Source organism: Amycolatopsis iheyensis (assembly GCF_024703995.1).
GTDB lineage: Bacteria > Actinomycetota > Actinomycetes > Mycobacteriales > Pseudonocardiaceae > Amycolatopsis > Amycolatopsis iheyensis.
In genome coordinates this window covers 76,345-97,925 of record NZ_JAMXQV010000015.1, presented here as the reverse complement: position 1 = coordinate 97,925, position 21,581 = coordinate 76,345, and the positions used below count along the sequence as shown (strand labels likewise).

General features: G+C 70.7%; 23 protein-coding genes. 9 read left to right on the top strand and 14 right to left on the bottom strand.

Annotated features, from left to right (window positions below):
• The first annotated feature begins 3 nt into the window (after positions 1 to 3).
• Positions 4 to 183: a DUF397 domain-containing protein gene (locus M8542_RS27130; protein ID WP_257923075.1), complete on the top strand. Its 180-nt coding sequence runs from the start codon at positions 4 to 6 to the stop codon at positions 181 to 183.
• On the opposite strand, the gene M8542_RS27125 is transcribed toward M8542_RS27130, so the two are convergent.
• Together M8542_RS27125 and M8542_RS27120 are read right to left on the bottom strand one after the other, a co-directional pair.
• On the bottom strand, positions 176 to 1,951 hold the full coding sequence (locus tag M8542_RS27125; RefSeq protein WP_257923074.1) for a HEAT repeat domain-containing protein: 1,776 nt from the start codon (positions 1,949 to 1,951) through the stop codon (positions 176 to 178). The genes M8542_RS27130 and M8542_RS27125 overlap by 8 nt on opposite strands.
• 66 nt (positions 1,952 to 2,017) lie before the next feature.
• The gene (locus M8542_RS27120) at positions 2,018 to 2,212 is read right to left on the bottom strand and encodes a PspC domain-containing protein (protein WP_257923073.1); all 195 of its coding nucleotides are present in this window, start codon (positions 2,210 to 2,212) and stop codon (positions 2,018 to 2,020) included.
• Positions 2,213 to 2,497: 285 nt separating this feature from the next.
• Between M8542_RS27120 and M8542_RS27115 the strand changes: the two genes are divergently transcribed.
• The gene (locus M8542_RS27115; RefSeq protein ID WP_257923072.1) at positions 2,498 to 3,373 is read left to right on the top strand and encodes a hypothetical protein; all 876 of its coding nucleotides are present in this window, start codon (positions 2,498 to 2,500) and stop codon (positions 3,371 to 3,373) included.
• 56 nt (positions 3,374 to 3,429) lie between these two features.
• Here the strand turns inward: M8542_RS27115 and M8542_RS27110 are convergent, their stop codons facing one another.
• The 6 genes from M8542_RS27110 to M8542_RS27085 form a co-directional block, all read right to left on the bottom strand.
• Positions 3,430 to 4,611, bottom strand: a complete 1,182-nt coding sequence (locus tag M8542_RS27110) for an ABC transporter ATP-binding protein (protein ID WP_257923071.1) — start codon at positions 4,609 to 4,611, stop codon at positions 3,430 to 3,432.
• 2 nt (positions 4,612 to 4,613) lie between these two features.
• Entirely contained in the window at positions 4,614 to 5,453 is an 840-nt protein-coding gene (locus tag M8542_RS27105; RefSeq protein ID WP_257923070.1) for a carbohydrate ABC transporter permease, read from the bottom strand.
• Positions 5,453 to 6,418, bottom strand: a complete 966-nt coding sequence (locus tag M8542_RS27100; protein WP_308210293.1) for a carbohydrate ABC transporter permease — start codon at positions 6,416 to 6,418, stop codon at positions 5,453 to 5,455. Before M8542_RS27100 ends, M8542_RS27105 begins: the two co-directional genes overlap by 1 nt.
• Positions 6,415 to 7,737 carry an ABC transporter substrate-binding protein gene (locus M8542_RS27095; RefSeq protein ID WP_257923069.1) on the bottom strand — a complete coding sequence of 441 codons (1,323 nt, stop codon included), beginning with the start codon at positions 7,735 to 7,737 and terminating at the stop codon, positions 6,415 to 6,417. Before M8542_RS27095 ends, M8542_RS27100 begins: the two co-directional genes overlap by 4 nt.
• A gap of 244 nt (positions 7,738 to 7,981) precedes the next feature.
• Positions 7,982 to 8,506, bottom strand: a complete 525-nt coding sequence (locus M8542_RS27090) for a YflT domain-containing protein (RefSeq protein ID WP_257923068.1) — start codon at positions 8,504 to 8,506, stop codon at positions 7,982 to 7,984.
• Positions 8,507 to 8,781: 275 nt separating this feature from the next.
• Positions 8,782 to 9,978 carry an acyl-CoA dehydrogenase family protein gene (locus tag M8542_RS27085; protein WP_257923067.1) on the bottom strand — a complete coding sequence of 399 codons (1,197 nt, stop codon included), beginning with the start codon at positions 9,976 to 9,978 and terminating at the stop codon, positions 8,782 to 8,784.
• Between the two features lie 138 nt (positions 9,979 to 10,116).
• On the opposite strand from M8542_RS27085, the gene M8542_RS27080 reads away from it, so the two are divergent.
• Together M8542_RS27080 and M8542_RS27075 are read left to right on the top strand one after the other, a co-directional pair.
• Positions 10,117 to 10,476, top strand: coding sequence for a DUF4190 domain-containing protein (locus M8542_RS27080; RefSeq protein WP_257923066.1), 360 nt, complete (start codon positions 10,117 to 10,119; stop codon positions 10,474 to 10,476).
• Positions 10,477 to 10,510: 34 nt separating this feature from the next.
• Positions 10,511 to 11,152 (top strand): DUF4190 domain-containing protein, encoded by a 642-nt coding sequence (locus M8542_RS27075; RefSeq protein WP_257923065.1) that lies wholly within the window; start codon positions 10,511 to 10,513, stop codon positions 11,150 to 11,152.
• Here the strand turns inward: M8542_RS27075 and M8542_RS27070 are convergent.
• Positions 11,149 to 12,033, bottom strand: coding sequence for a slipin family protein (locus M8542_RS27070; protein WP_257923064.1), 885 nt, complete (start codon positions 12,031 to 12,033; stop codon positions 11,149 to 11,151). The two genes, M8542_RS27075 and M8542_RS27070, sit on opposite strands and share 4 nt — an antisense overlap.
• Before the next feature lie 93 nt (positions 12,034 to 12,126).
• On the opposite strand from M8542_RS27070, the gene M8542_RS27065 reads away from it, so the two are divergent.
• From M8542_RS27065 to M8542_RS27050, 4 genes are read left to right on the top strand one after another with little or no spacing between them, the layout of a single operon-like run.
• Positions 12,127 to 13,029, top strand: a complete 903-nt coding sequence (locus tag M8542_RS27065) for an aminoglycoside phosphotransferase family protein (protein ID WP_257923211.1) — start codon at positions 12,127 to 12,129, stop codon at positions 13,027 to 13,029.
• A 10-nt stretch (positions 13,030 to 13,039) separates the two neighbouring features.
• Entirely contained in the window at positions 13,040 to 14,317 is a 1,278-nt protein-coding gene (locus tag M8542_RS27060; protein WP_257923063.1) for a magnesium transporter MgtE N-terminal domain-containing protein, read from the top strand.
• On the top strand, positions 14,310 to 14,810 hold the full coding sequence (locus M8542_RS27055) for a DUF1003 domain-containing protein (RefSeq protein WP_257923062.1): 501 nt from the start codon (positions 14,310 to 14,312) through the stop codon (positions 14,808 to 14,810). Before M8542_RS27060 ends, M8542_RS27055 begins: the two co-directional genes overlap by 8 nt.
• 10 nt (positions 14,811 to 14,820) lie before the next feature.
• Positions 14,821 to 15,966 carry an Mrp/NBP35 family ATP-binding protein gene (locus tag M8542_RS27050; protein ID WP_257923061.1) on the top strand — a complete coding sequence of 382 codons (1,146 nt, stop codon included), beginning with the start codon at positions 14,821 to 14,823 and terminating at the stop codon, positions 15,964 to 15,966.
• 111 nt (positions 15,967 to 16,077) lie between these two features.
• Here the strand turns inward: M8542_RS27050 and tatB are convergent, their stop codons facing one another.
• The 4 genes from tatB to sigE form a co-directional block, all read right to left on the bottom strand.
• The gene (gene tatB / locus M8542_RS27045; RefSeq protein ID WP_257923060.1) at positions 16,078 to 16,494 is read right to left on the bottom strand and encodes a Sec-independent protein translocase protein TatB; all 417 of its coding nucleotides are present in this window, start codon (positions 16,492 to 16,494) and stop codon (positions 16,078 to 16,080) included.
• Between the two features lie 77 nt (positions 16,495 to 16,571).
• Entirely contained in the window at positions 16,572 to 18,089 is a 1,518-nt protein-coding gene (locus M8542_RS27040; protein WP_257923059.1) for a S1C family serine protease, read from the bottom strand.
• Between the two features lie 167 nt (positions 18,090 to 18,256).
• On the bottom strand, positions 18,257 to 18,916 hold the full coding sequence (locus M8542_RS27035; protein WP_257923058.1) for an anti-sigma factor family protein: 660 nt from the start codon (positions 18,914 to 18,916) through the stop codon (positions 18,257 to 18,259).
• Positions 18,913 to 19,512 (bottom strand): RNA polymerase sigma factor SigE, encoded by a 600-nt coding sequence (gene sigE, locus M8542_RS27030; RefSeq protein WP_372508620.1) that lies wholly within the window; start codon positions 19,510 to 19,512, stop codon positions 18,913 to 18,915. Before sigE ends, M8542_RS27035 begins: the two co-directional genes overlap by 4 nt.
• A 209-nt stretch (positions 19,513 to 19,721) precedes the next feature.
• Between sigE and M8542_RS27025 the strand changes: the two genes are divergently transcribed.
• Positions 19,722 to 20,366, top strand: coding sequence for an O-methyltransferase (locus tag M8542_RS27025; protein WP_257923056.1), 645 nt, complete (start codon positions 19,722 to 19,724; stop codon positions 20,364 to 20,366).
• Between the two features lie 2 nt (positions 20,367 to 20,368).
• Here the strand turns inward: M8542_RS27025 and M8542_RS27020 are convergent, their stop codons facing one another.
• A complete protein-coding gene (locus M8542_RS27020) occupies positions 20,369 to 21,556 on the bottom strand; it encodes an MFS transporter (RefSeq protein ID WP_257923055.1) in 1,188 nt (395 codons plus the stop codon).
• Positions 21,557 to 21,581: the final 25 nt, after the last annotated feature.

The window sequence follows — 21,581 nt, the reverse complement described above, 5'->3', positions numbered from 1 at the left end:
GCTGTGGACCTGAACGGGGCCAACTGGTTCAAGAGCAGTTACAGCCAGGGCGAAAACACCGCGTGCGTCGAGGTTGCCTTCGCCGCACCGACCGTCGCGGTTCGAGACTCCAAAGACCCGTCCGGCCCGAACCTCGCCGTCGACACCACCGCCTGGCGCGGCTTCCTCCACTCCCTCAGCTAGCGCAGTTCGCCAGCGCCCGGGCGGCGTCCCGGCGGAAGGCGTCGTCCTCGCGGAACAGGTCGCAGCCGTTCGAGCGGGAAAACCGGCCGTCGCTCGCCAGCAGCTCCCGCAGCACCGGTGCGACCGCCCCCGGCAACGGCCCCAGCCGCGCCAGCGCGCGCACCGCGTCGGTCGTGTGCCACTCGACCAGCATCGGCTCCACCCCCTCCAGGGCCCGCAGCAGCACCGGCAGCGCTTCCGCCACTTCGCCCGTCACCTGGCCCAACGCCGCCGCGATGACCACTTCCGCTCGCTGCTCGTTGGCGTGGCACGCGCGCAGCACGTCCGCCAGGGGCGCGCCGATCGTCCCCAACGCCGCCGCGTGCTCGACCGCCGACAGCTCGCCGGCCTTGATCCCGTTCTCCAGCAGCTCCACCGCCAATGAACGGTCGCCGCCGAGGCGGGCGAAGGCCGTCGCCGCCGCGGCGCGGGTGCGCCATGGCCTTCTGCGGCCCTTCGCGATTTTCTTCAGCTCCGGGACCGGCTCGCCGCCGATGTCCGCGAGCGCGTCCGCGCACCACTCGACCGTGTGCGGGTCGTCGTCGCGGAGCAGGCGCGTCAGGTGCGGCGCGGCCGGCGCGCCCGCCGGGCCCCACACGCGCAACAACCTGGTCAACGGCCACACCGTGTGCCGGTGGGTGCTGCGATCCAGCGTCTCGCCCACCCACGGCAGGAACTCGGGTGCGAACTCCGGGGCGTCCATCAGCATCTGGTGCGCCCCCGGCTCCTTGAACACGCTCCAGTGTCCGCGTCCGCGGTCGCCGACGCTGCCGGTCATCAGCGCGTCCTCGCGCGTGCGGAACCGCGCGAGCAGCGGCTCGACGCACCGGGCGTCCTTCAGCCGCAGCAACGCCCACAGCGCGTAGTCGCGGGCCTGCGGGTCGTCCGCGAGCGCGAACAGCTGGTCGGCGTACTCCGCCGACGCGGGCGCGATGCCGCCGAGCAGCGCGGCCGCGGTGCCTCGCTGCGGCGTGTCCAGCAGCGCGCCGACCAGCGGCAGCAGGCCCTCGACGGCCGACCGCCGGTCGGCGATCTCCCCCAACGCGACCTGCGCCGCCGCCGAACGCCGGGCCGGGCGCGTGGCCAGGGCGGCCAGGAGCTCCGCACGCGGTCCGGGAGCCAGCCGCCCGGCGGCCCAGCGGACCGGGGCCGGCCGCTGGTAACCGTGCAGGCCCGCGAACGCCGTCATGTCTCGGCTCAGCAGGTCCGCGAGCCGCTCGACCGGCGCCTCGCCGGTGATCCGGGCTGTCGTGGTCAGGGCCGCGGCGTGGATCGCGTCGGTCTCGGTGCGCTCGGCCAGCCACGGCAGCACGTCCGCGCCGCCCAGCTCGCCGATCGCGATCACCAGCCCCAGCCGGACCCCCTCGACCGGCTCCGCCGGCCAGCGGTCCAGCAACGCGGCCAGCACCGCCGGGTCCGGGCGCTCGCCCAGGACCAGCACCGCCGCGCGCCGCACGTCGGCGTCGACGTCGGCGGCCAGGGCGAGCAGCCGCGGCACCGCGGCCGTCCACGCCGCCCGCCACGGCTCGTCCGCCGCCGCGCGGACCGCGAGGGTGTGCACGATCTCGAACACCTCGGCCCGCTCCGGCGAGTCCAGCTGCTCGAGGTAGGTCAGCAGCGCCGGCAGCGCCTCGGCCGCGTCCGGTTTCCAGCCCGACGGCGGCGCGAGCGTGTCGTACAGCTGCTCGTACGCCTCGCTGAACGAGTCCCCGGACAGGTCGCGGAGCATCGAGCTCCAGTGGTCTCCCCACACAACCGCGCAGCGTAGCGCCCTTTTCGTTGCGCGCCAACGGCTTTACTCGGACGGGATGACCGCCCACATGATCAGGTAGGCCACGAACTGCGGGCCGGGCAGCAGGCAGGACAGCACGGCCAGCAGCCGCACGGTGTTCGGCTTCATCCCGAACCGCTGCGCGAGACCCGCGCAGACGCCGCCGATCATGCGGCCGTGGCGGGGGCGGGACAGCCGTCGTGTGACCGGTGCGCTCATCGTCTTTCCCTTTCCTCGAACTTCCGATGCCTCCACTTCACCACCGGAGCACCCGCTTCCGCATCGCTCCCGGGAAGGATCGCTCCCTTAGGGGACGGCAAAAGCGAATATCGTTCGCGAGTCCGGCGAAACTTCCGGCGACGGCGTCAAAACCCGCTGAACTGCGCGTTCTCGCCACGTGCCACGGAAAATAGTGAGAGATCTCCCCGTCAGGGCTGGTTTTTCGGCCCGATGTGGTGATACTTGCACCCCGTGTACCCGCGTTGGAAATGCTTTGTCGTCGCGATGCTCTGCGCCCTGCTCGCGTCGGCCTGCGCCAAGACCCAGGCGGCCCCGCCCGAGCAGAGCTCCGGGCCGTCGCCGCTGACCGCGTCCGCCGCGCTCGGGGACTTCGCGAGCGTCGACTACTGCAGCCTGCTCGACGTCGCGGAGGTGTCGCCCGGCGCGACCGCCGTCCCGACGTTCGAGCTCTGCCGGGCCGACAGCGGCGGGCGGACGATCCAGGTGGGCCCGCTGGCGTTCGACTCCGACCCGAACCTCAAGCCGTACGGCTACGAGGGGCCGGTGCCCGACGGCGTCGCGATCCAGCAGTCGATGTTCAACGACCGCAGCGCGTGCACCCGCGCGATCACCTTCGCCGACGGCAACCGGCTCGACCTGACGGTCACCGACCCCGGCGCGCAGCAGGGCGCCCGCTGCGGGGTCGCGGACGCGGCCGTCGGGTCGGCGCTGGCCGCGATCACCGCGAAGAAGGTCGGGCGGCTGACGTTCCCGGAGCGCTCGTGGGGCCGGGTGCTGCCGTGCGTGCTGCTCGACAACCACGACCTCGACGCCGCCGCCGGACCCGGCAGCCAGCCGGCGACCGGGCTGTCCGGGCACACCTGCATCCGCGGGAAGGTCAGCGTCAAGCTGACCGTCGAGACGGTGGAGCCGCTGCTCGCCCCCGGTCCGCCGGAGACGGTGGGCGGCCGCGAAGCGCGGGTGCGGCTCGCGGGCGCGTTCTGCCTGGTCGACACCACCCAGCCGGCGCCGGGCCTGCCGGGCCGCCGCGAGCTGGCGGAGATCAGCGTGGTGGAGACGGCGGGCACGGCGAACGACGCCACCTGCGCACTGGCCCGCACCGCGGCCGGCGCGATCCTCCCCCGCCTCCCCCAGGCCTGAGACCGTCGTGAGTGTTCCGGGCGGTTAGAACCGCCCGGAACACTCACGACCGGCGGTCAGTCTTCGTAGGTGAGGTTCTTGCCGTTCGACGGGTCGAACAGCTTGATCTTGTCCGCGTCGTACCAGACCTCGAGGTCCGCGTTCTCCTTCGCGGACGACTCCGCCGAGAGGCGGGCCACGATCTGGGACTCCGCGCCCGGGACGTCGGACGAGCCGCTGTCCGCGGCCAGCTCCGCCAGCTCCTCGGACGTCGCCGCGTCGCCTTCCAGCGTGAAGTGGGCGAACTTCTCCGAGCCCATCGACTCCAGGACGTCGATGTGCGCGGTGAACGTGCCGCCGCCCGACTTCTGCCCGGCTTCGACCAGCGCCGCGTCCTCGAAGTGCTCCGGCCGGATGCCGACCAGCACCTCGCGGGGCGCGCCCGCCTTCTCGACGAGCCGGCGGATCCGGTCCGTCAGCGGTGTCGTGCCGAGCGCGCTGCGCAGCTCGTTGTTCTCCAGCGTCGCCGGGACGAAGTTCATCGACGGCGAGCCGATGAACCCGGCCACGAACAGGTTCGCCGGGTTGTCGTAGAGGAACTGCGGCGCGCCGATCTGCTGCACGTACCCGCCGCGCAGCACCACGACCCGGTCGCCCAGGGTCATGGCCTCGGTCTGGTCGTGCGTGACGTAGAGCGTCGTCGTGCCGAGCTGCTTCTGGATCTTCGACACCGACGTCCGCATCTGGCCGCGCAGCTTGGCGTCCAGGTTGGACAGTGGCTCGTCCATCAGGAACGCCTTGGGGCTGCGGACGATCGCCCGGCCCATCGCGACGCGCTGCCGCTGGCCACCGGAGAGGTTGGCCGGCTTGCGGTCCAGGTGCTGGGTCAGGTCGAGGATCGTCGCCGCCTCTTCGACCTTCGCGCGGACCGTCTTGTCGTCGACCTTCGCCAGCCGCAGCGGGAACGCCATGTTCTCCCGGACGCTCATGTGCGGGTAGAGCGCGTAGGACTGGAACACCATCGCGATGTCGCGGTCCTTCGGGGCCTTCTCGTTGACGCGCTTGCCGTCGATGCGCAGCTCGCCGGAGGAGATGTCCTCCAGGCCGGCCACCATGTTCAGCGTCGTCGACTTCCCGCAGCCGGACGGGCCCACGAGAATGATGAACTCGCCGTCGGCGATGGTGATGTCCACTTCGGACACCGCGAGCGCGCCGTCGGGGTACTTCTTCGACACCTTGTCGAGGACGATTTCTGCCATGACTACCCCTTCACCGCACCGGAGGTCAGCCCCGCCACGATGCGACGCTGGAAGAACAACACGAACACAATGATCGGGATGGTGATGACGACCGCGGCCGCGCTCACCTGTCCCGTCGGGTCCTCGAACTGCGAAGACCCGGTGAAGAACGACAGCGCCGCCGGCACCGTGCGCGACGCCGTGGTCGACGTCAGCGAGATGGCGAACAGGAAGTCGTTCCAGCAGAAGATGAACACCAGGATCGCGGTGGTGAACACACCCGGCGCGGCCAGCGGCGCGATCACCCGCCGGAACGCCTGGGCCGGCGTCGCGCCGTCCATCTTCGCCGCCTTTTCCAGCTCCCACGGGATTTCGCGGAAGAACGCCGACAGCGTGTAGATCGACAGCGGCAGCGCGAACGTGATGTAGGGCAGGATCAGGCCCGGCCAGGTGTCGAACAGCGCCAGGTTCCGCTCGATGTTGAACAGCGGGGTCACCAGCGACACCTGCGGGAACATCGCGATCAGCAGCGAGAGCCCGACCAGCAGCTGCTTGCCGGGGAACTCCAGCCGCGCGATCGCGTACGCGGCCATCGTGCCCAGCACCACCGCGATCACGGTCGAGATGATCGCGATGCCGATCGAGTTCACCAGCGCCAGCAGGAACTCCGAGGTCTGGAAGATGTCCGCGTAGTTCTGCCAGGTCCACGACTGCGGGATGAACGACCCGTCGGTCAGCGTGTCCTTGGTCTTGAACGACAGCGAAACGACCCAGAGCACCGGGACCAGCGCGAACACCAGCACGAGGATGTCGACCAGGCCCCACCTGAGCTTGCGGCCCGTCGTGACGGTTCCCATCACCATCAGCGCTTACCCCCAGTGTCCGAACCCGGTGCGGCCGTGCCGAACACCTTGATGAAGATGAAGGCGATGATCGCCACGGTGATGAAGATCAGCACCGCCATCGTCGACCCGATCCCGAGGTTGAGCCCCTTGACCAGGTTGTCGTAGGTCTGCATGGACACCGAACCGGTGTCCTGCGCGCCGCCGGTGAGCACGTAGATGTTGTCGAAGATCCGGAACGCGTCGAGCGTGCGGAACAGCAGCGCCACCAGGATCGCCGGCTTCATCACCGGCAGCATCACCTTGGTGAACCGCTGCCACGCGCTCGCGCCGTCCATCGCCGCGGCCTTGAGCAGGTCGTCGGGCACCAGCGCGAGGCCGGCCATCAGCAGCAGCGCCATGAACGGCGTGGTCTTCCACACCTCGGCGCCGATGATGATGAACATCGACGGCCACTGGTCCGTCAGCGGCGCCGCGTCCGCGGCCAGCCAGTTGGCCAGGTAGCCGGTCTTCGGCGTCCACGCGTAGTACCACGAGAACGCCGCGACGACCGTGACGATGCCGTACGGGATCAACGCGACGGTGCGGACCAGGCCGCGCCCGACGAGCGTCCGGTGCATGATCAGCGCCAGCGCCATGCCGAGCACGAACTCGATCGCCACCGACACCACGGTCAGGAACATCGTGGTGCCGAACGCCGTCCACCAGTACGAATTGGACAGCACGGCCCCGTAGTTGTCGAAGCCGACGAACTCCTGCTGCGCCGGGAACCTCAGGTCGTAGCGCTGCAGCGAAAGCCAGATCGAGTAGACGATCGGGTAGCCGGTGACCGCGATCATCACGACGAACGCGGGCGCGCACAGCCAGAGCCCGAGCCGTCGTTCGGCCTTCTTCCCTTCGGAGAGGGCGGGCTTGCCCTTCTTCTTGTGCGACACGGGTTCGGGGGCCGCGGTGGCCCCCGCCGTGGTCGGGTCCTGGACGGTCACGGGATCACTCCCTTCGACTGGAGCGCGTCGTTGAGCTGCTCACGCAGCTTGTCCGCGGTGGTCTTCGGGTCGATCTCGCCCGGCGGGGAGAGGACCTTCGACATCACCGTCGACATGTTCTGGTACGCCGGGGTCAGCGGCCGCACCGCCGAGTCCTTGATCGCCTCGATGATCGAGTCGCGCATCGGGTACTTGATCGCCATGTTCGGGTTGTCGTCGCCCGCCGGCTTCGACGGGTCGAGCGGCGTGTCGTTGTGGTACACCGATTCGATGGTCGGCGGCACGCCGTCGTTGATCGCGGAGTACTTCTGGTTCTCCGCGTTGCGCAGGCACAGCGCCGCTTCGAACGCCTCGGGCTTGTGCGGCGAGAGCGAGCTGACGGCGAGGTCGTACCCGCCGATCGTGGTCTTGGCGGGCGTGCCGGCCTGCGCCTCGGGGTAGACGGCCCACTTGAAGTGCGAGACGTCCTGCGGCTTTTCCTTGGCGTAGGAGGCGTAGACGAACGGCCAGTTCAGTTCGAACGCGGCGTCACCGCGCTGGAACGTCTGCCGGACGTCGTCCTCCTTCGAGTTGGTCAGCGACGGGTCGGTGATGCCCGACGAAGCGATCTGCTTCAGCAGGGCGAGCGCCTTGACCGCGCCGTCGTCGAGGACGACGGACTTGCCGTCGTCGGACAGGATGTGCCCGCCCATCGACTCGACCAGCGTGTTGTAGAAGACGACGAGGCCTTCGTACTGCGCGCCGGTGAACACGATGCTGTACGGCTTGCCCTGCGCCTTGAGCTCCTTGGACTTGGCGATCATCTCGTCCCACGTCTTCGGCGGCGTGGGCGTGATGCGGTCGTCGTACCAGAGCAGCTGGACGTTGGTGTTCTTCGTGGCCGCGTAGAGCTTCCCGTTGTGGGTGGCGGTTTCCAGCGGTCCCTGCAGGACGCCTTCGGTCGCGGCCGCCTTGTTCTGGTCCTTCCACTCCTCGACCCAGCCCGCTTCGGCGAACTCCGAAACCCAGGTCACGTCGAGCCCGAGGACGTCCATCGCGGTGTCGCCCGCGGCGAGCCGCCGGGCCATCTGCAGGCGCTGGTCGTCCGCGCCGCGCTGCAGCTTGTTGTAGACGATTTCGTACTTGCCGTTCGCCGCCTTGTTGCAGTTGTCGACGACTTTTTGAAAGCTGTCTTCGGGCGCGTAGTAGACGTTGATCTTGACGCCACCGCCCGAACCGCAACCGGCCAGCATGCCGGTCACCAAAGCCCCTGCCCCCAGCAGGACCGCGGTACGGCCGGGCGAACGCCCCCGTTTGCCCGCGCCGATCCTCTTCCCCATCAGGCCTCCTCACCCGCGTGCACGCCGGACAGCGTGGAGCCCTGGAGGGCACCACGACGCGATGAGGCGAACCGCGCCAGCACCCCGACGTGCTAGTGCTCGGGCCGCCGCGCTGGTTGGGCGAGGCCGCCCGACTGGTGTCGGACAACTTATGCCGGGCGATCACACCCCGCAAGCAGTATCGGTAACGATTCAGCCCACCGCGCGTCGAATCGTGATTTTTCCCTGGTAGGGGTGGGGTTTTTCAGGGGTTGACGGACGGCGGCTTGAGCGCCAGCTTCGCGAGCAGCTCCCTGGCCTGTTCGGCCGAACGCGGCTGGCACAGGACGTCGTAGCGCCCGGCGACCAGCTGGCTCGCCGACGAGAAGTCCCGCCGCCCGCGCGACATGCTGTACCCGATCGCGGCGAACATCAGCCCGGACAGCACACCCAGCACGAGCCCGGTGAGCAGCTGCAGCGCGAAGCCCTGGTTGACGAACAGCCCGAGCAGCAGCCCGGCGAACAACCCGAACCACGCGCCGGAGACGGCCCCGGTGCCGAGCACACGGCCCCAGGACAGCCGCCCGATGACGCGTTCGACGAGCATCAGGTCGACGCCGACGATCGTGACATCGCTGACGGAGAACTCGCTCTCCGCGAGGAAGTCGACGGCCTGCTGCGCTTCGCCGTAGGTCGCGTAGGACCCGATCGGCCAGCCGGTCGGCGGGGTCGGCAGCCGTGGCAGGCCTTGGGGCGCCCGGCCCCCGCCGAAGGGACTACTCACCATCATCACCTGCGCTCTGAGGTCTGGGCGTCCATCTTGTCAAGAACGCCCGGACCTTGCGAGCCGCTTACCCCGAAAGGCCCGCGCCAGTGGGGCCTGGGGGTCTCGGTTGGGGTCGGGAGGTCGGGTTCGGCCTTTCAAGAAATGTCCTCGCCGGACGGGCAGGCTCCGGGATGACCGGGGCTTCCACAGTCCCGTCACGTTGTCGAGGGGGTTGCTGGGTGGTCATCCCGCTCTTTTTCAAGGCTGTGGGCTCTTCGGCCTTTTGTCGACAAGTCGGCTCAGCTGCGGGACTTGTACTCGCGCAGCAAGCCGCGGCTGATGATCGTCTTCTGGATCTCGCTCGTGCCCTCGCCGATCAGCAGGAACGGGGCCTCGCGCATCAGCCGCTCGATCTCGTACTCCTTCGAGTACCCGTAGCCGCCGTGGATGCGGAACGCGTCCTGGGTTACCTCCGAGCAGTACTCCGACGCGATCAGCTTGGCCATTCCGGCCTCGACGTCGTTGCGCTCGCCCGAGTCCTTCAGCCGGGCCGCGTTCACCATCATCAGGTGCGCCGCCTCGACCTTCGTCGCCATCTCCGCCAGCTTGAACGCCACCGCCTGGTGCTCGGCGATCGCCTTGCCGAACGTCTTGCGCTGCTGGGCGTACTCCACCGCCAGCTCGAACGCGCGGATCGCGATGCCGCACGCCCGCGCCGCGACGTTCACGCGGCCGACCTCGACACCGTCCATCATGTACGCGAACCCGCGACCCGGCGCCTCGCCGAGCACCATGTCCGCGCCGATCTCGTAGCCGTCGAAGACCGCTTCGGTCGTATCGACGCCCTTGTAGCCCATCTTGTCGATCTTGCCCGGGATCGTCAGGCCCGGCGCCACCTCGCCGAAGCCCTCCGGCTTCTCGACCAGGAACGTCGTCAGGTTCTGGTGGGCCTTCTCCGCACCCTCGTCCGTCTTGACGAGCAGCGCGATCAGGTTCGACGAGCCGCCGTTGGTCAGCCACATCTTCGAGCCGTCGATGACGTACTTGTCGCCGTCGCGGCGGGCCTTCGTCTTGATCGCCGCGACGTCGGAGCCGAGGTCCGGCTCGGACATCGAGAACGAGCCGCGCACCTCGCCGGTCGCCATCCGCGGCAGGAAGTGCCGCTTCTGCGCCTCGGTGCCGTGGCGGGAGATCATGTGCGCCACGATGAAGTGCGTGTTGATCACGCCGGACACGCTCATCCAGCCCCGCGCGATCTCCTCGACGACCAGCGCGTAGGTCAGCAGCGACTCGCCGAGCCCGCCGTACTCCTCCGGGATGGTGATCCCGAACAGGCCCATCTCCTTCATGCCCTCGACGATGTCCGCCGGGTAGGTGTCGGCGTGCTCGAGCTCCTGCGCGTGCGGGATGACCTCCTTGTCCACGAACGAGCGGACGGTCGCGAGGATCTCCGACTGCACGTCGGTGAGGCCGGCGGTCTGGGCGAGACGGGCCATCACGGCTCCCTTTCCGTTCGACGCCGGCTCCCGGCGCTGGGTTACCGGTGAGTATGACCCGAATCCGGCCACCCTGCTATGAGGGCGCTCACGCTGCCGGTGATCAGCACCGTAAAGTGCCTCCGAGAGGGGGAAACCATGACTTATCCGCAGGATCCGAACAACCCGTACGGCCAGCAGTACCCGAGCGGCGGCTACCAGCAGCCCGGCTACCCGCAGTACCCCGGCTACCCGGGCGGCATGCAGCCGCCGCGGGAGGGCTCCGGACTCGCCGTCGGGTCGCTGATCTGCTCGATCCTCGGCGTGGTCCTGTGCTTCGTCCTCGCCATCGCGGGCGTGATCATGGGGCACATCGCCTACGGCAAGGGCAAGCGCGGCGAAGCCGACGGCCAGGGCCTCGCGATGGCGGGGATCATCATCGGCTACATCGCGATCGGGCTGAACATCGCGCTGGTCGTCGTGGTCATCGCCGTCGGCGCGGCCCACGGCTGGCGCTAGCCTTGGTCGCCCGCACGCACCGAGGGGACCCGTCATGACCGACTCGTCCGAGGACAAGGACCGCCCGGCCACCGACCCGGCCGTCTCCTACGACCCGCCGCCCGCCGCGGAGCCGGCGTCCTACCAGGCGGAGACCTACGACCCGCCGGCCACGGACGCGACGATCGCCGACACCACGGTCGCCGACACCACCGCCGCGGACTCGAGCGCGTCGGACACCACGGTCGCCGAGCCGCCCGCCCCGCCGGAGCCGCTGCCGCCCGGCGCGTTCGAGACGCCCGCCGCGCACATCCCCGGCACGCCGTACGCAGCACCCGGCCAGCCGCAGCCGGTGTACCCGCCCTACCAGCAGCCGACCTACCAGCAGCCTTACCCGTATGGCCAGCCGTACGTCGCGCCCTACGCCCAGCCGCACGTCCCGATGGCTGCGCCGAAGCAGGACAACGCGCTGGCCATCGGCGCGCTGGTCTGCTCGATCCTCGGCTTCTGCTCCGGGATCACCGCGCTCGCGGGCCTCATCATGGGCCACATCGCGCTGAGCAAGACCAACCGCGGCGAAGCGGGCGGCCGCGGGCTGGCCACGGCCGCCGTGATCATCGGTTACGTCGTGATCGCGCTGTGGGTCGGCTTCTTCACCACGCTGTTCATCCTGGGCGCCAACGGCAAGCTGACCTAGTCGGCCGGCAGCACCGCGTCGCCGGGGCTGCGCGGCGACGGCGTCGCGTGGCCGTTCACCTCCGGGTTTGCCTCCAGCTCCGCGGGTTCCGGCGCGGCCTCGGCCGCCGGGGCCGGTGGCGCCGCGGGCTTCGGCGTCTGCGCGTCGAGGAACCGCAGGAGCTCCACCGGGAACGGCAGCACCAGCGTCGAGTTCTTCTCCGACGACACCTGGACGACCGTCTCGAGCAACCGCAGCTGCAGCGCCGACGGGTGCTCGGCCATCGTCGCCGCGGCCTGCGCGAGCTTGTGCGACGCCTGCAGCTCACCATCGGCGGAGATGACGCGCGCACGCCGTTCCCGCTCCGCCTCGGCCTGGCGCGACATCGAGCGCTTCATCGCCTCCGGCAGCGCGACGTCCTTGATCTCGACGCGGTCGATGTGGATGCCCCAGTCCAGCGCCGGGCTGTCGATCATCAGCTCCAGGCCCTCGTTGAGGCGCTCGCGGTTGGAGAGCAGGTCGTCGAGGTCGCTCTTGCCGATGATCGAGCGCAGCGACGTCTGCGCGACCTGGCCGACCGCGGAGCGGTAGTCCTGCACGTTGACCGCCGCGACGACCGGGTCGATGACCTTGAAGTAGACGACCGCGTCGACCCGGACTGTGACGTTGTCCCTGGTGATGCCGTCCTGGGCCGGCACCGGCATGGTCACGATCTGCATGTTGACCTTCTGCAGCCGGTCCACGAACGGCACGAGCGTCACCAGGCCGGGGTCCTGCACCCGGGCCCGCACCCGGCCGAACCGGAACACGAGCCCGCGTTCGTACTGCTTCACGACGCGCACGCTGGCCGCGAGCCAGGCTCCACCCGCGACGACGACGGCGCTGAGGATCTCCACCAGCATGGCTGCTCCCCGGGGTTGCGTTTTCCCCTGAAATCCCAGCGTACGCCGGTGACGACCAGGACGAAACGCACTGGACGGGCCCGCCAGACTGGGGTGGTGACCGATCTTCGCGTGCCACCGTTGTTCGCCGACCGGGCGCCGCGCGTGCTCGGCGCGGAAGCCGTCCCGTGGCTGGCGGCCCTGCCCGACCTCGCCGCCGGGTACGCGCGGAAGTGGGGCCTGACGTTCGAGGGCGAGGCGATGCACGGCTACGTCGGCGTGGTGCAGCCGGCGCGGCTCGCCGACGGCACGCCGGTGGTGCTGAAACTCGGCTGGCGCGACGAAGAATCCGCCGACGAGCCGCTCGCACTGTCCACATGGGCCGGTCGGGGTGCGGTGCTGCTGCTGGATTCCGCACCCGAGGACGGCGTCCTGCTGCTCGAGCGCCTCGACGCCGGTCGCACCCTCGACGACCTCCCGCTGCGCGACGCCGTGCCGTTGATCGGCGAGCTGGCGCGGCGGCTCGCCGTCCCGGCGCCGTCGTCGATGCGGCGGCGGCTGCGCGCCGAAGCCGCGACGCTGACCGAGGAGCTGCCCCGCCGGTGGGCCTCGCTGGGCAGGCCGTTCGAGAAACGCCTGATCGACGACGCCGTCGCGATCTGCCGCGAGCTGGGACCGGACGCGGGTGAGGTGCTGGTGAACGAGGACCTGCACTTCCAGAACGTCCTGGCGGGCACGCGTGAGCCGTGGCTGGTCATCGACCCCAAGCCGCTGGCGGGCGACCTCGAGTGGGGCGTCATCCCGTTGTTCTGGAACCGGTTCACCGAGTCCACACTGGACGAGCGGTTCGCGCTGATCGTCGCCTCCCAGGAGCTGGACGCTTCGAAAGCGCGTGCGTGGACGCTCGTGCGGGCGGTGCAGAACTGGATCTGGATGGCCGAGGAAGGCGACGAAGAGAGCGACGACCCGGCCTTCGTCACAGTGGCGGAAATCGCTCCCTGGGCAGCCAGCCGATAGTGTCAGCCCCATGGCCGCGGTCAACAGGGTTTTCGCAGCTCAGCTGTCCGGCTTGCCGGTATTCGGCCCGGACGGCGAGTCGATCGGCCGGGTCCGCGACCTCGTCGCCGGGCTGCGCCTCGACGCCCAGCCGCCGCGGATCCTCGGCCTGGTCGTCGAGCTGGCCACCCGCCGCCGGGTGTTCGTGCCGATGCTGCGGGTCACCTCGATCGAGCCGACCGCCGTCACGCTGGCCACCGGATCGGTCAACATGCGCCAGTTCAACCAGCGCCCCAACGAGGTCCTGGTGCTCGGCCAGCTGCTCGACGCGCACGCCACGCTGGCCGGGTCCGAGACGCGGATCACCGTCGTCGACGCCGGGATGGAGCCGACCCGCACCCGCGACTGGGTGCTGGCCAAGCTCGCCATCCGGGAGCGGCGCCTCGGCCTGACGCGCCGGCGCGCGACCATGCAGGTGCTGCCCTGGTCCGAAGTCGCCGGGCTCGGCCTCAACGACCTCGGCGCGCAGCCCCAGGGCGCCGGGCAGCTGCTGATGCTGTTCGACACCATGCGCCCGGCCGACATCGCCGCCACCGTGCGCGACCTGCCGCTCAAGCGCCGCCACGAGGTCGCCGACGCGATGGACGACGAGCGCCTCGCCGACGTCATCGAGGAGCTGCCCGACGACGACCAGAAGGAGCTGCTGGCCTACCTGGCCGAGGAGCGCGCGGCCGACGTCCTCGAGGCGATGAACCCGGACGACGCGGCCGACCTGCTGGCCGAGCTGGCCCCGGCCGAGCAGAACCGGCTGCTGGAGCTGATGGAGCCGGAGGAGTCGGCGCCGGTCAAGCGGCTGCTGGAGTACTCGTCCGACACCGCGGGCGGCCTGATGACGCCGGAGCCGGTGGTGCTGACGCCGGACACGACGATCGCCGAGGCGCTCGCGCACATCCGCAACGCCGAGCTGCCGCCCGCGCTGGCCAGCATGGTGTTCGTCTGCCGGCCGCCGACCGCGACGCCGACCGGGCGCTACGTCGGCGTCGTCCACTTCCAGCGGCTGCTGCGGGAGCCGCCGGCCGAGCTGGTGGCCAGCGCGGTGGACACCGGGTTGCCGCCGCTGAAACCGGGAGCGTCGCTGGCCGAGGTCACGCGCTACTTCGCGGCCTACAACCTGACCTGCGGGCCGGTCGTCGACACCGAAGACCACCTGATCGGCGCGGTGACCGTCGACGACGTCCTCGACCACCTGCTGCCGGAGGACTGGCGCGAGACCGGGCTGCACGACACCTTGGAGGAAGACCGTGCCTGAGCTGACTTCGGGACGGCGGCTCGACCAGCCCCGCAGCCAGAACCGGTTCAGGCTGAACATCGACCCCGACTCCTTCGGCCGGTTCACCGAGCGGATCGCCCGGTTCCTCGGCACCGGGAAGTACCTGTTCTGGCAGACGCTGATCGTGATCGTCTGGATCGTGCTGAACCTCGCGGCGGTGTCACTGCGCTGGGACCCGTACCCGTTCATCCTGCTCAACCTGGCCTTTTCGACGCAGGCGGCGTACGCGGCGCCGCTGATCCTGCTGGCGCAGAACCGCCAGGACGACCGCGACCGCGTCTCCCTGGAGGAGGACCGCAACCGCGCGACGCAGACGAAGGCCGACACGGAGTACCTGGCCCGGGAGCTGGCGGCGCTGCGGCTGGCGGTCGGCGAGGTGGCCACGCGGGACTACCTGCGCAGCGAGCTGGACCGGCTGCGGGAGGACCTCGACGTCAAGCCCAGGAAGCCGCGCACTCCTACCGGCTCGTAACATGGGTGGGGTGACCAGCACCCAGCAGCTCCCCAGCGTCGATGACGTCCGCAGCGCGCTGAAGAGCGTGCAAGACCCGGAGATCCGGAAACCCATCACGGACCTGGGGATGGTCAAGGACGTGGCCGTCGGGGACGACGGCGTGGTGACGGTCGGGATCTACCTGACGGTGGCCGGCTGTCCCCTGAAGGCGACGCTCACCAACGACACGAAGGAAGCCGTCTCGAAGCTCCCCGGCGTGGTCGACGTCCGGGTCGAGCTGGACGTCATGAGTGACGAACAACGCACCGAGCTGCGCAAGTCCCTGCGCGGCGACCAGGCCGAGCCGGTGATCCCGTTCGCGCAGCCGGGCTCGATGACGCGGGTGTACTGCGTCGCGTCGGGCAAGGGCGGCGTCGGCAAGTCGTCGGTGACGGTGAACCTGGCGGCGGCGATGGCGGCTCGCGGGTTGTCGGTGGGCGTGGTGGACGCGGACATCTACGGCCACTCGATCCCCCGCATGCTGGGCGCGCGCGAGAAGCCGACCAAGGTCGACACGATGATCATGCCGCCGCAGTCCCACGGCGTGAAGGTGATCTCGATCGGTATGTTCACCCCGGGCAACACCCCGGTGGTGTGGCGCGGCCCGATGCTGCACCGGGCGCTGCAGCAGTTCCTGGCGGACGTGTTCTGGGGCGACCTGGACATCCTGCTGCTGGACCTTCCGCCGGGCACGGGCGACATCGCGATCTCGGTGGCCCAGCTGATCCCGAACGCGGAGATCCTGGTGGTGACAACACCCCAGCAGGCCGCGGCGGAGGTGGCCGAGCGCGCCGGGGCGATCGCGTTGCAGACGCGTCAGCGCGTGGCCGGGGTGATCGAGAACATGTCGTGGCTGGAGACGCCTTCCGGGGAGCGAATGGAGATCTTCGGCGCGGGCGGCGGCGAGACGGTGGCTTCGTCGTTGTCGAAGTCGATCGGGTCGGAGGTCCCGCTGCTGGGCCAGATCCCGATGGACCCACGCATGGTCGCCCAGGGCGACGCGGGCGAGCCGCTGGTGCTGACCGAGCCGGAGGCTCCGGCTTCGGTGGTGCTGAGGGACGCGGCGAAGAAGCTGACGGTGAAGGCGCGCGGGCTGGCGGGCATGATGCTCAACGTGACCCCGGCGGGCCGCTGACCCTCGGCTTCAAGCGCCCCAATGTGGCTGGGGGGGGTTGGCACCCACCCATTGGGGCTTTGGGTGCGTTGGACCCCCCCAACGCCACATTGGGGCGCTTGAGAACTCGGGTTACGTGGCGTCCGGGTCGACTGGGGGGCGCTCGCCCGGCTTCAGCGGCTCCGGTGCCGGCGTCTGGGCCACCGGGTGGCCGTTCGAGCCGTTGGTCCCGTTGACGCTCGGGCTGCCGTTCGTGATGCCCTTGATGCCCAGCGGGTCCGAGTCTCCGTCGAACAGGTGCTGGGTCACCACTCGCTTCGGGTCGAAGTTGCGCAAGCCTCGCAGGTCCTCCAGCGGCTTGCGCAGCTGGTCGAACTCCGGGCCCATCTCCTCGCGGAGCTGCTCCCGCGCGCCGGTCGCGAAGTCGCGGACCTTCTTCACGCTCTTCGCGAGCCAGGACGCCGCCTCCGGCAGCCGTTCCGGGCCGAGGATGAAGAGACCGGCGATGATGAGGACGAGGATTTCCCCCCATCCGACACTGTCGAACACCCGTCTACCTCCGCTCGGAACCTACCCGCCCAGGGTACCCGCCCCGGCCCGCGCGACGGCAGGCCGAACGCGGGAACTCAGTCGGAAGCCAGGGTTACGTCCACGACGAAGCTCGCGCCGTCGCGGACCAGCTGCACCGGGACGACCTGGCCGACGTCGTGGGCGCGCACCGCGACCGTCATTTCGGCCGAGTCCCGCACCAGGCGGCCGCCGATCTTCGTGATCACGTCGCCTTCCTTGATGCCCGCGTTGGCCGCCGGGCCGCCGGGCGCGACGTTCTTGACCTGCGCGCCCATCGTGGACGAGCCGGCGACCGTCGAGGACGCGTTGATGCCGATGTCGGCGTGCTGGACCTTGCCGTCCTTGATCAGCGCCTTCGCGATCTTGATCGCGTAGTCGCTCGGGATGGCGAAGCCGATGCCGATGCTGCCGCCGTCCGCGCCGGAGGAGCGGATCGACGAGTTGATGCCGACCAGCGCGCCGGTCGAGTCGACGAGCGCGCCGCCGGAGTTGCCGTGGTTGATCGCGGCGTCGGTCTGGATGGCTTCGTAGGTGACCGGCGGGGCGCCGTTGTCGCCGCCCGCGGTGATCGGGCGGTTCAACGCGCTGACGATGCCGGCGGTCACCGAGTTCTGCAGGGCCAGCGGCGAGCCGATCGCCATCACGGTGTCCCCGACCTGAAGGTCTGACGACTTCCCGACCTGCAGCACGGTCGGGTTGGTGACGTTGACCTTCACCACGGCGAGATCGGTCTTCTGGTCGGCGCCGACGAGCTTGGCCTCGGTGCGGGTGCCGTCGCTGAAGATCGCGGTGACCTTGACGCCCGGGTCGGCCGCGGCGGAGGAGATCACGTGCTCGTTGGTGAGGATGTAGCCCTGCGGGTCGATCATCACGCCGGAGCCCTGCTCGCCGGACTCGGCGCCGGGCTTGAAGACCTCGAGCGAGACGACGGCGGGCGAGACGCGCTTGGCGATCTCGGCGACCGAGCCGGCCGGGCGCTCCTTGCCCGCCTCGGCTTCGGAGATGGTGGCGGAGCCGGTGAGCTCGGTGCCGGTGTCGGCGACCCACCAGCCGACGAGTCCCCCGGCGGCGCCGATCAGCAGCGCGACGACGCCGAGCAGCACCAGCGCCTTCGGCTGCACGCGACGGCCGAACAGCACCTCGGGCAGGCTCAGCAGCGCCCCGGCGGGACGTCGCGCGGGCTTTTCCTCGTCTTCGGCGGGCATCGCGGGGCCGGCGAGCACGGCGCCGGCCCCCGGATCGCGCCACGGGTCGGCGGTGCTGTTCCACAGCGGCGGATCCTGCGGAGCGGGCTCCCCGGTGGCTTCCCGGGGACGTTCGAGCAGCACGCCTTCGGCACCGGGCGGGCGCCGGAAGGCTTCGGCGAGCGACTCGGGCGCGGGCGGCGCGAGACTGACGCCGTTGGCCTTCTGCGGGGTGTAGAGCTGGTCGAACGCCCCGTCGACGCCCGACGGCCGCCCGAACACGGCGGCCTGCGCCGGATCGACGGCCGGCCGCGCGAGCGGCCGCGGACCCAGCCTGTCGGCTTCGCGCGCTTCGGGCTGCTCGGGATTCACGTTCGGCTCGGTCATCATTCCCCGGTGCAGAAGATCAGGTGGCTGGGCGTGACGATACCCAAGCCCAGTGCTCCGAGTCTGCCGGTCGGCCGGTGAAGTGGCTGTTTCTTGCCCGGCCCGCCGGAGCGGGGAATGCCGAAGCCGCCACGAGGAATCCCTCATGACGGCCTTCGTGGAATGAAGTCTCAGCGGATCCCGGCCGGCACCGCGACCGGCGTCGTGCTCGGTGGCGCCGACGTCAGCGGCGGGGCCGCCTGCTGGGGCACCGCCATCTGGGCCGGCAGCAGGTTCGCCGGCTGCGGCGCCCCGCCACCCGTCTCCGGGCTGCCGTCGCCGCTGTCCGCGGTCGTGCCCACCAGCGCCAGCGCGCTCAGCACGAGGCCCGATACGACGACCCCGGCTCCCTGGGCAGCGCGTCGCTTAAAACGGCCGCCGCCGAGGACGTTCTCGGACTGGCCGAGCGGCGCCGATGATCCCAACGGCGCGACACCACCCAGCACGCCCGTGTCGCGCAGGCCCGCGACCCGGTCGGGACGCTGGACCGCGACCAGCTGGCCGTCGGCCGTGATGGCCAGGTTGTCCGGGCTGCTCGGCAGCTCCGTGTGCTGCGGGATGGACTGCAGGCTCGCCAGGAACCCCGCCGACATCGACGGCGCGCCCGCGCGGCGGATCGTGTCGACCGTCTGGCGCTGCGCGCGCACCTCGGCCGCGCACGCCGCGCAGCGCGTGATGTGCGACGCCGCGCGATCGCGGGCGCCGTGCGAAAGCTCGCCGTCGACGAACGCCACGACTACTTCCGGCAGCAGGTGCGACTCGGGGAGTGCCCAGCCTCGCGGTGCGGTCATACCGACACCTTCGCAGACTCCGGGGCGTGAGCGCGCCGTCGCTCGAGCGAAGCGCGCAGCGCCTGGCGGCCGCGGTGGATCCGGCTGCGGACGGTGCCCAGCTTGACACCCAGCGTCGCGCCGATCTCCTCGTACGACAGCCCTTCGACGTCACACAGCACGACGGCGGCGCGGAACTCCGGGGGCAGCTCGTCGAGCGCGGCCTGCAGGTCCGGGTCCAGGTGCGTGTCGGAGTAGACCTGCTCCGGGCTCGGGTCGTCGCCCACGATGCGGTCGGTGTCCTCCGGCAGGCCCTCCATGCGCACGCGGGAGCGGCGGCGGGCCATGTCGAGGAAGAGGTTGGTGGTGATCCGGTGCAGCCAGCCCTCGAACGTGCCGGGCTTGTAGGACGCCAGCGAGCGGAAGACCCGGATGAAGGTCTCCTGCGTGAGGTCCTCGGCGTCGTGCGTGTTGCCGGTCAGGCGGTAGGCCAGCCGGTAGACCCGGTCACCGTGTTCGCGGACGACCTCGTCCCAGGACGGTGGCGTCCAGACCGCCTCGTCCAGGGACACGGGCTGAGCCGCGTCGGCGTCGTTTTCGGCAACGGCGTTCTGCATCGCGGGAGCAGGCACCTCCATCTGCGTAACTCCTGTCTGCTCCACCCAACGCGGGCCATCGGCACGGTGTTCCCGTGTTCCCCACTGAGTCTGTCGGGACTCCTTATGGTTCTAGTGAGACTGGACTGAGAGCAGGCTGAGAAGTTCTTCCCGGGTGCTTACCAGGGAGCCTGCGCGGATTTATCGACAACCAACGCTAACCTCCGTGCGTGAACACGCCCACGCCTGCGGCCGCACCGGCCGATTCCGGGTTCGTCGACGGGTACCTGCCCGACGACGAGGTGCTGTCCTCCGCCCGCGCCCGGGCCGAGGACCTGGGCTGCCACCCGCTCAGCGCGGGTGCGGGCGCGACGCTGCGCTTCCTGGCCGCGACGCTGCGCGCGAAGGCCGTGGTCGAGGTGGGCACCGGCTGCGGGGTCAGCGGGCTGAGCCTGCTGCGCGGCATGGCCCCCGACGGCATCCTGACCTCGATCGACGTCGAGCCGGAGTACCAGCGGGCGGCCCGCGTGACGTTCCGCGAGGCGGGCTACGCGCCGGGCCGGACGCGGCTGATCGTCGGCCGGGCGCTGGACGTGCTCCAGCGGCTCACACCGGGTGGGTACGACCTGGTGTTCGTCGATTCGGCGCACATCGAGTACCCGGGGTGCTACGAGCTGGGCGTGTCGCTGCTGCGACGCGGCGGGATCATCGCGTTCCACAACGTCCTGGTCGGCGGCCGCGTGATCGACCCGGCCCGGCGGGACCCGGAGACGCTGGCGTTGCGGGAGGTCGCGCGGGCGTTCCGGGAGGACGAGCGGCTGGTGCCGGCGTTGCTCCCGGTGGGTGGCGGGCTGCTGGTGGCCGCCGCGATCTGACGTCAGCCGGCGTTGACCAGCTCACGCCGCTGCACCGGCACCCGCGTCCCGACCCCGACGGCAGCCGCCGCCAAGAGCAGCCACATCGCCACCACGGCGATCAGCCACGGCCAGCCCGCGTGCCCGTACACCCACGCCCCCGCGGCGCCGCCGACGCTGCTGCCCAGGTAGTACGTCGCCGTGTACATGCCGCCCACCTGGCCGCGCGCGTTCTCCGGGGCGTCCGCCGCCGCCCAGCCGTTCGCGACCGCGTGGGCCGCGAAGAACGCGCAGGTCAGCACCAAAAAACCGGCGATGACCAGCGGCAGCGAGTCCGGCAGGGTCAGCGCCGCGCCGGCGGCCGTCAGCAGCAACGCGCCGATCAGCGCCCGGCGGCGGCCCACCCGCGCCACCAAGCGGCCCGCTGCGGCCGAAGACACCGAGCCCGTCGCGTACGCCAGGAACACCAGCGAAGCGATGGCCGGGGACAGGTTCAGCGGGTCGCCGGTCAGCCGGAACCCCGCCGCGTTGTACAGCGCGACGAACGAGCCCATCGCCAGCAGCGCGACCGCGTACTGCGCCAGCAGCACCGGCTTGCTCAAGGCCGTGACCAGGCCTTTCGCCACGGCGCGGAGTTGCGCGTCGCCACGCGGGCGGGTTCCCGGCGGCAGCGTCACGACGGTGATCGCCGAGCACACCGCGCCCACACCAGCGACGACGAACAGCGCGCCGCGCCAGCCGAGCGGGCCCGCGGAGAAGCCGCTCGAGAGCCGGCCGAGCATGCCGCCGACCGTGTTGCCCGCGATCATCGCGCCGACGGCCGCCGCGACCCCCGCGCGGCCGAGGCGTTCGGCCAGGTAGGCCGCCGCGACGCCGGGGAAGCCCGCGATCGCGATGCCCTGCAGGGCGCGCAGCACGAGCAGCGCCGGGTACGTCGGCATGAGCGGCAGCAGCAGCCCGAACACGACCGACGCGAGCACCGAAGTCAGGATCACCGGCCGGCGCCCGATCACCTCGGACAACGCGGCGATCGGCAGCACGGCGATGGCCAGCGCCCCGGTCGCGACGCTCACCGCGAGCGCCGCGCCGCCGGGGTCGAGGTGGTACTGCGCGGCGAGCTGCGGCAGCACCGGCTGCGGCGCGTAGAGCAGGGCGAAGGAGGAGATCCCGGCCGCGGCGACGGCGGTCTTGACTCGGCGGGTGGAGGTCACGACCTGAAAGTAAGCAGCGCTAACC

Excerpts from the sequence above, each read along its gene's own strand:
- M8542_RS27080 (WP_257923066.1), top strand. The coding sequence starts at position 10,117 with ATGACTTATCCGCAGGATCCGAACAACCCGTACGGCCAGCAGTACCCG.
- sigE (WP_372508620.1), bottom strand. The coding sequence starts at position 19,512 with ATGCAGAACGCCGTTGCCGAAAACGACGCCGACGCGGCTCAGCCCGTG.
- M8542_RS27095 (WP_257923069.1), bottom strand. The coding sequence starts at position 7,737 with ATGGGGAAGAGGATCGGCGCGGGCAAACGGGGGCGTTCGCCCGGCCGT.
- M8542_RS27060 (WP_257923063.1), top strand. The coding sequence starts at position 13,040 with ATGGCCGCGGTCAACAGGGTTTTCGCAGCTCAGCTGTCCGGCTTGCCG.
- M8542_RS27120 (WP_257923073.1), bottom strand. The coding sequence starts at position 2,212 with ATGAGCGCACCGGTCACACGACGGCTGTCCCGCCCCCGCCACGGCCGC.
- M8542_RS27115 (WP_257923072.1), top strand. The coding sequence starts at position 2,498 with ATGCTCTGCGCCCTGCTCGCGTCGGCCTGCGCCAAGACCCAGGCGGCC.
- M8542_RS27040 (WP_257923059.1), bottom strand. The coding sequence starts at position 18,089 with ATGATGACCGAGCCGAACGTGAATCCCGAGCAGCCCGAAGCGCGCGAA.
- M8542_RS27110 (WP_257923071.1), bottom strand. The coding sequence starts at position 4,611 with ATGGCAGAAATCGTCCTCGACAAGGTGTCGAAGAAGTACCCCGACGGC.
- M8542_RS27035 (WP_257923058.1), bottom strand. The coding sequence starts at position 18,916 with ATGACCGCACCGCGAGGCTGGGCACTCCCCGAGTCGCACCTGCTGCCG.
- M8542_RS27085 (WP_257923067.1), bottom strand. The coding sequence starts at position 9,978 with ATGGCCCGTCTCGCCCAGACCGCCGGCCTCACCGACGTGCAGTCGGAG.
- M8542_RS27075 (WP_257923065.1), top strand. The coding sequence starts at position 10,511 with ATGACCGACTCGTCCGAGGACAAGGACCGCCCGGCCACCGACCCGGCC.
- M8542_RS27070 (WP_257923064.1), bottom strand. The coding sequence starts at position 12,033 with ATGCTGGTGGAGATCCTCAGCGCCGTCGTCGTCGCGGGTGGAGCCTGG.
- M8542_RS27125 (WP_257923074.1), bottom strand. The coding sequence starts at position 1,951 with ATGCTCCGCGACCTGTCCGGGGACTCGTTCAGCGAGGCGTACGAGCAG.
- M8542_RS27090 (WP_257923068.1), bottom strand. The coding sequence starts at position 8,506 with ATGATGGTGAGTAGTCCCTTCGGCGGGGGCCGGGCGCCCCAAGGCCTG.
- M8542_RS27105 (WP_257923070.1), bottom strand. The coding sequence starts at position 5,453 with ATGGTGATGGGAACCGTCACGACGGGCCGCAAGCTCAGGTGGGGCCTG.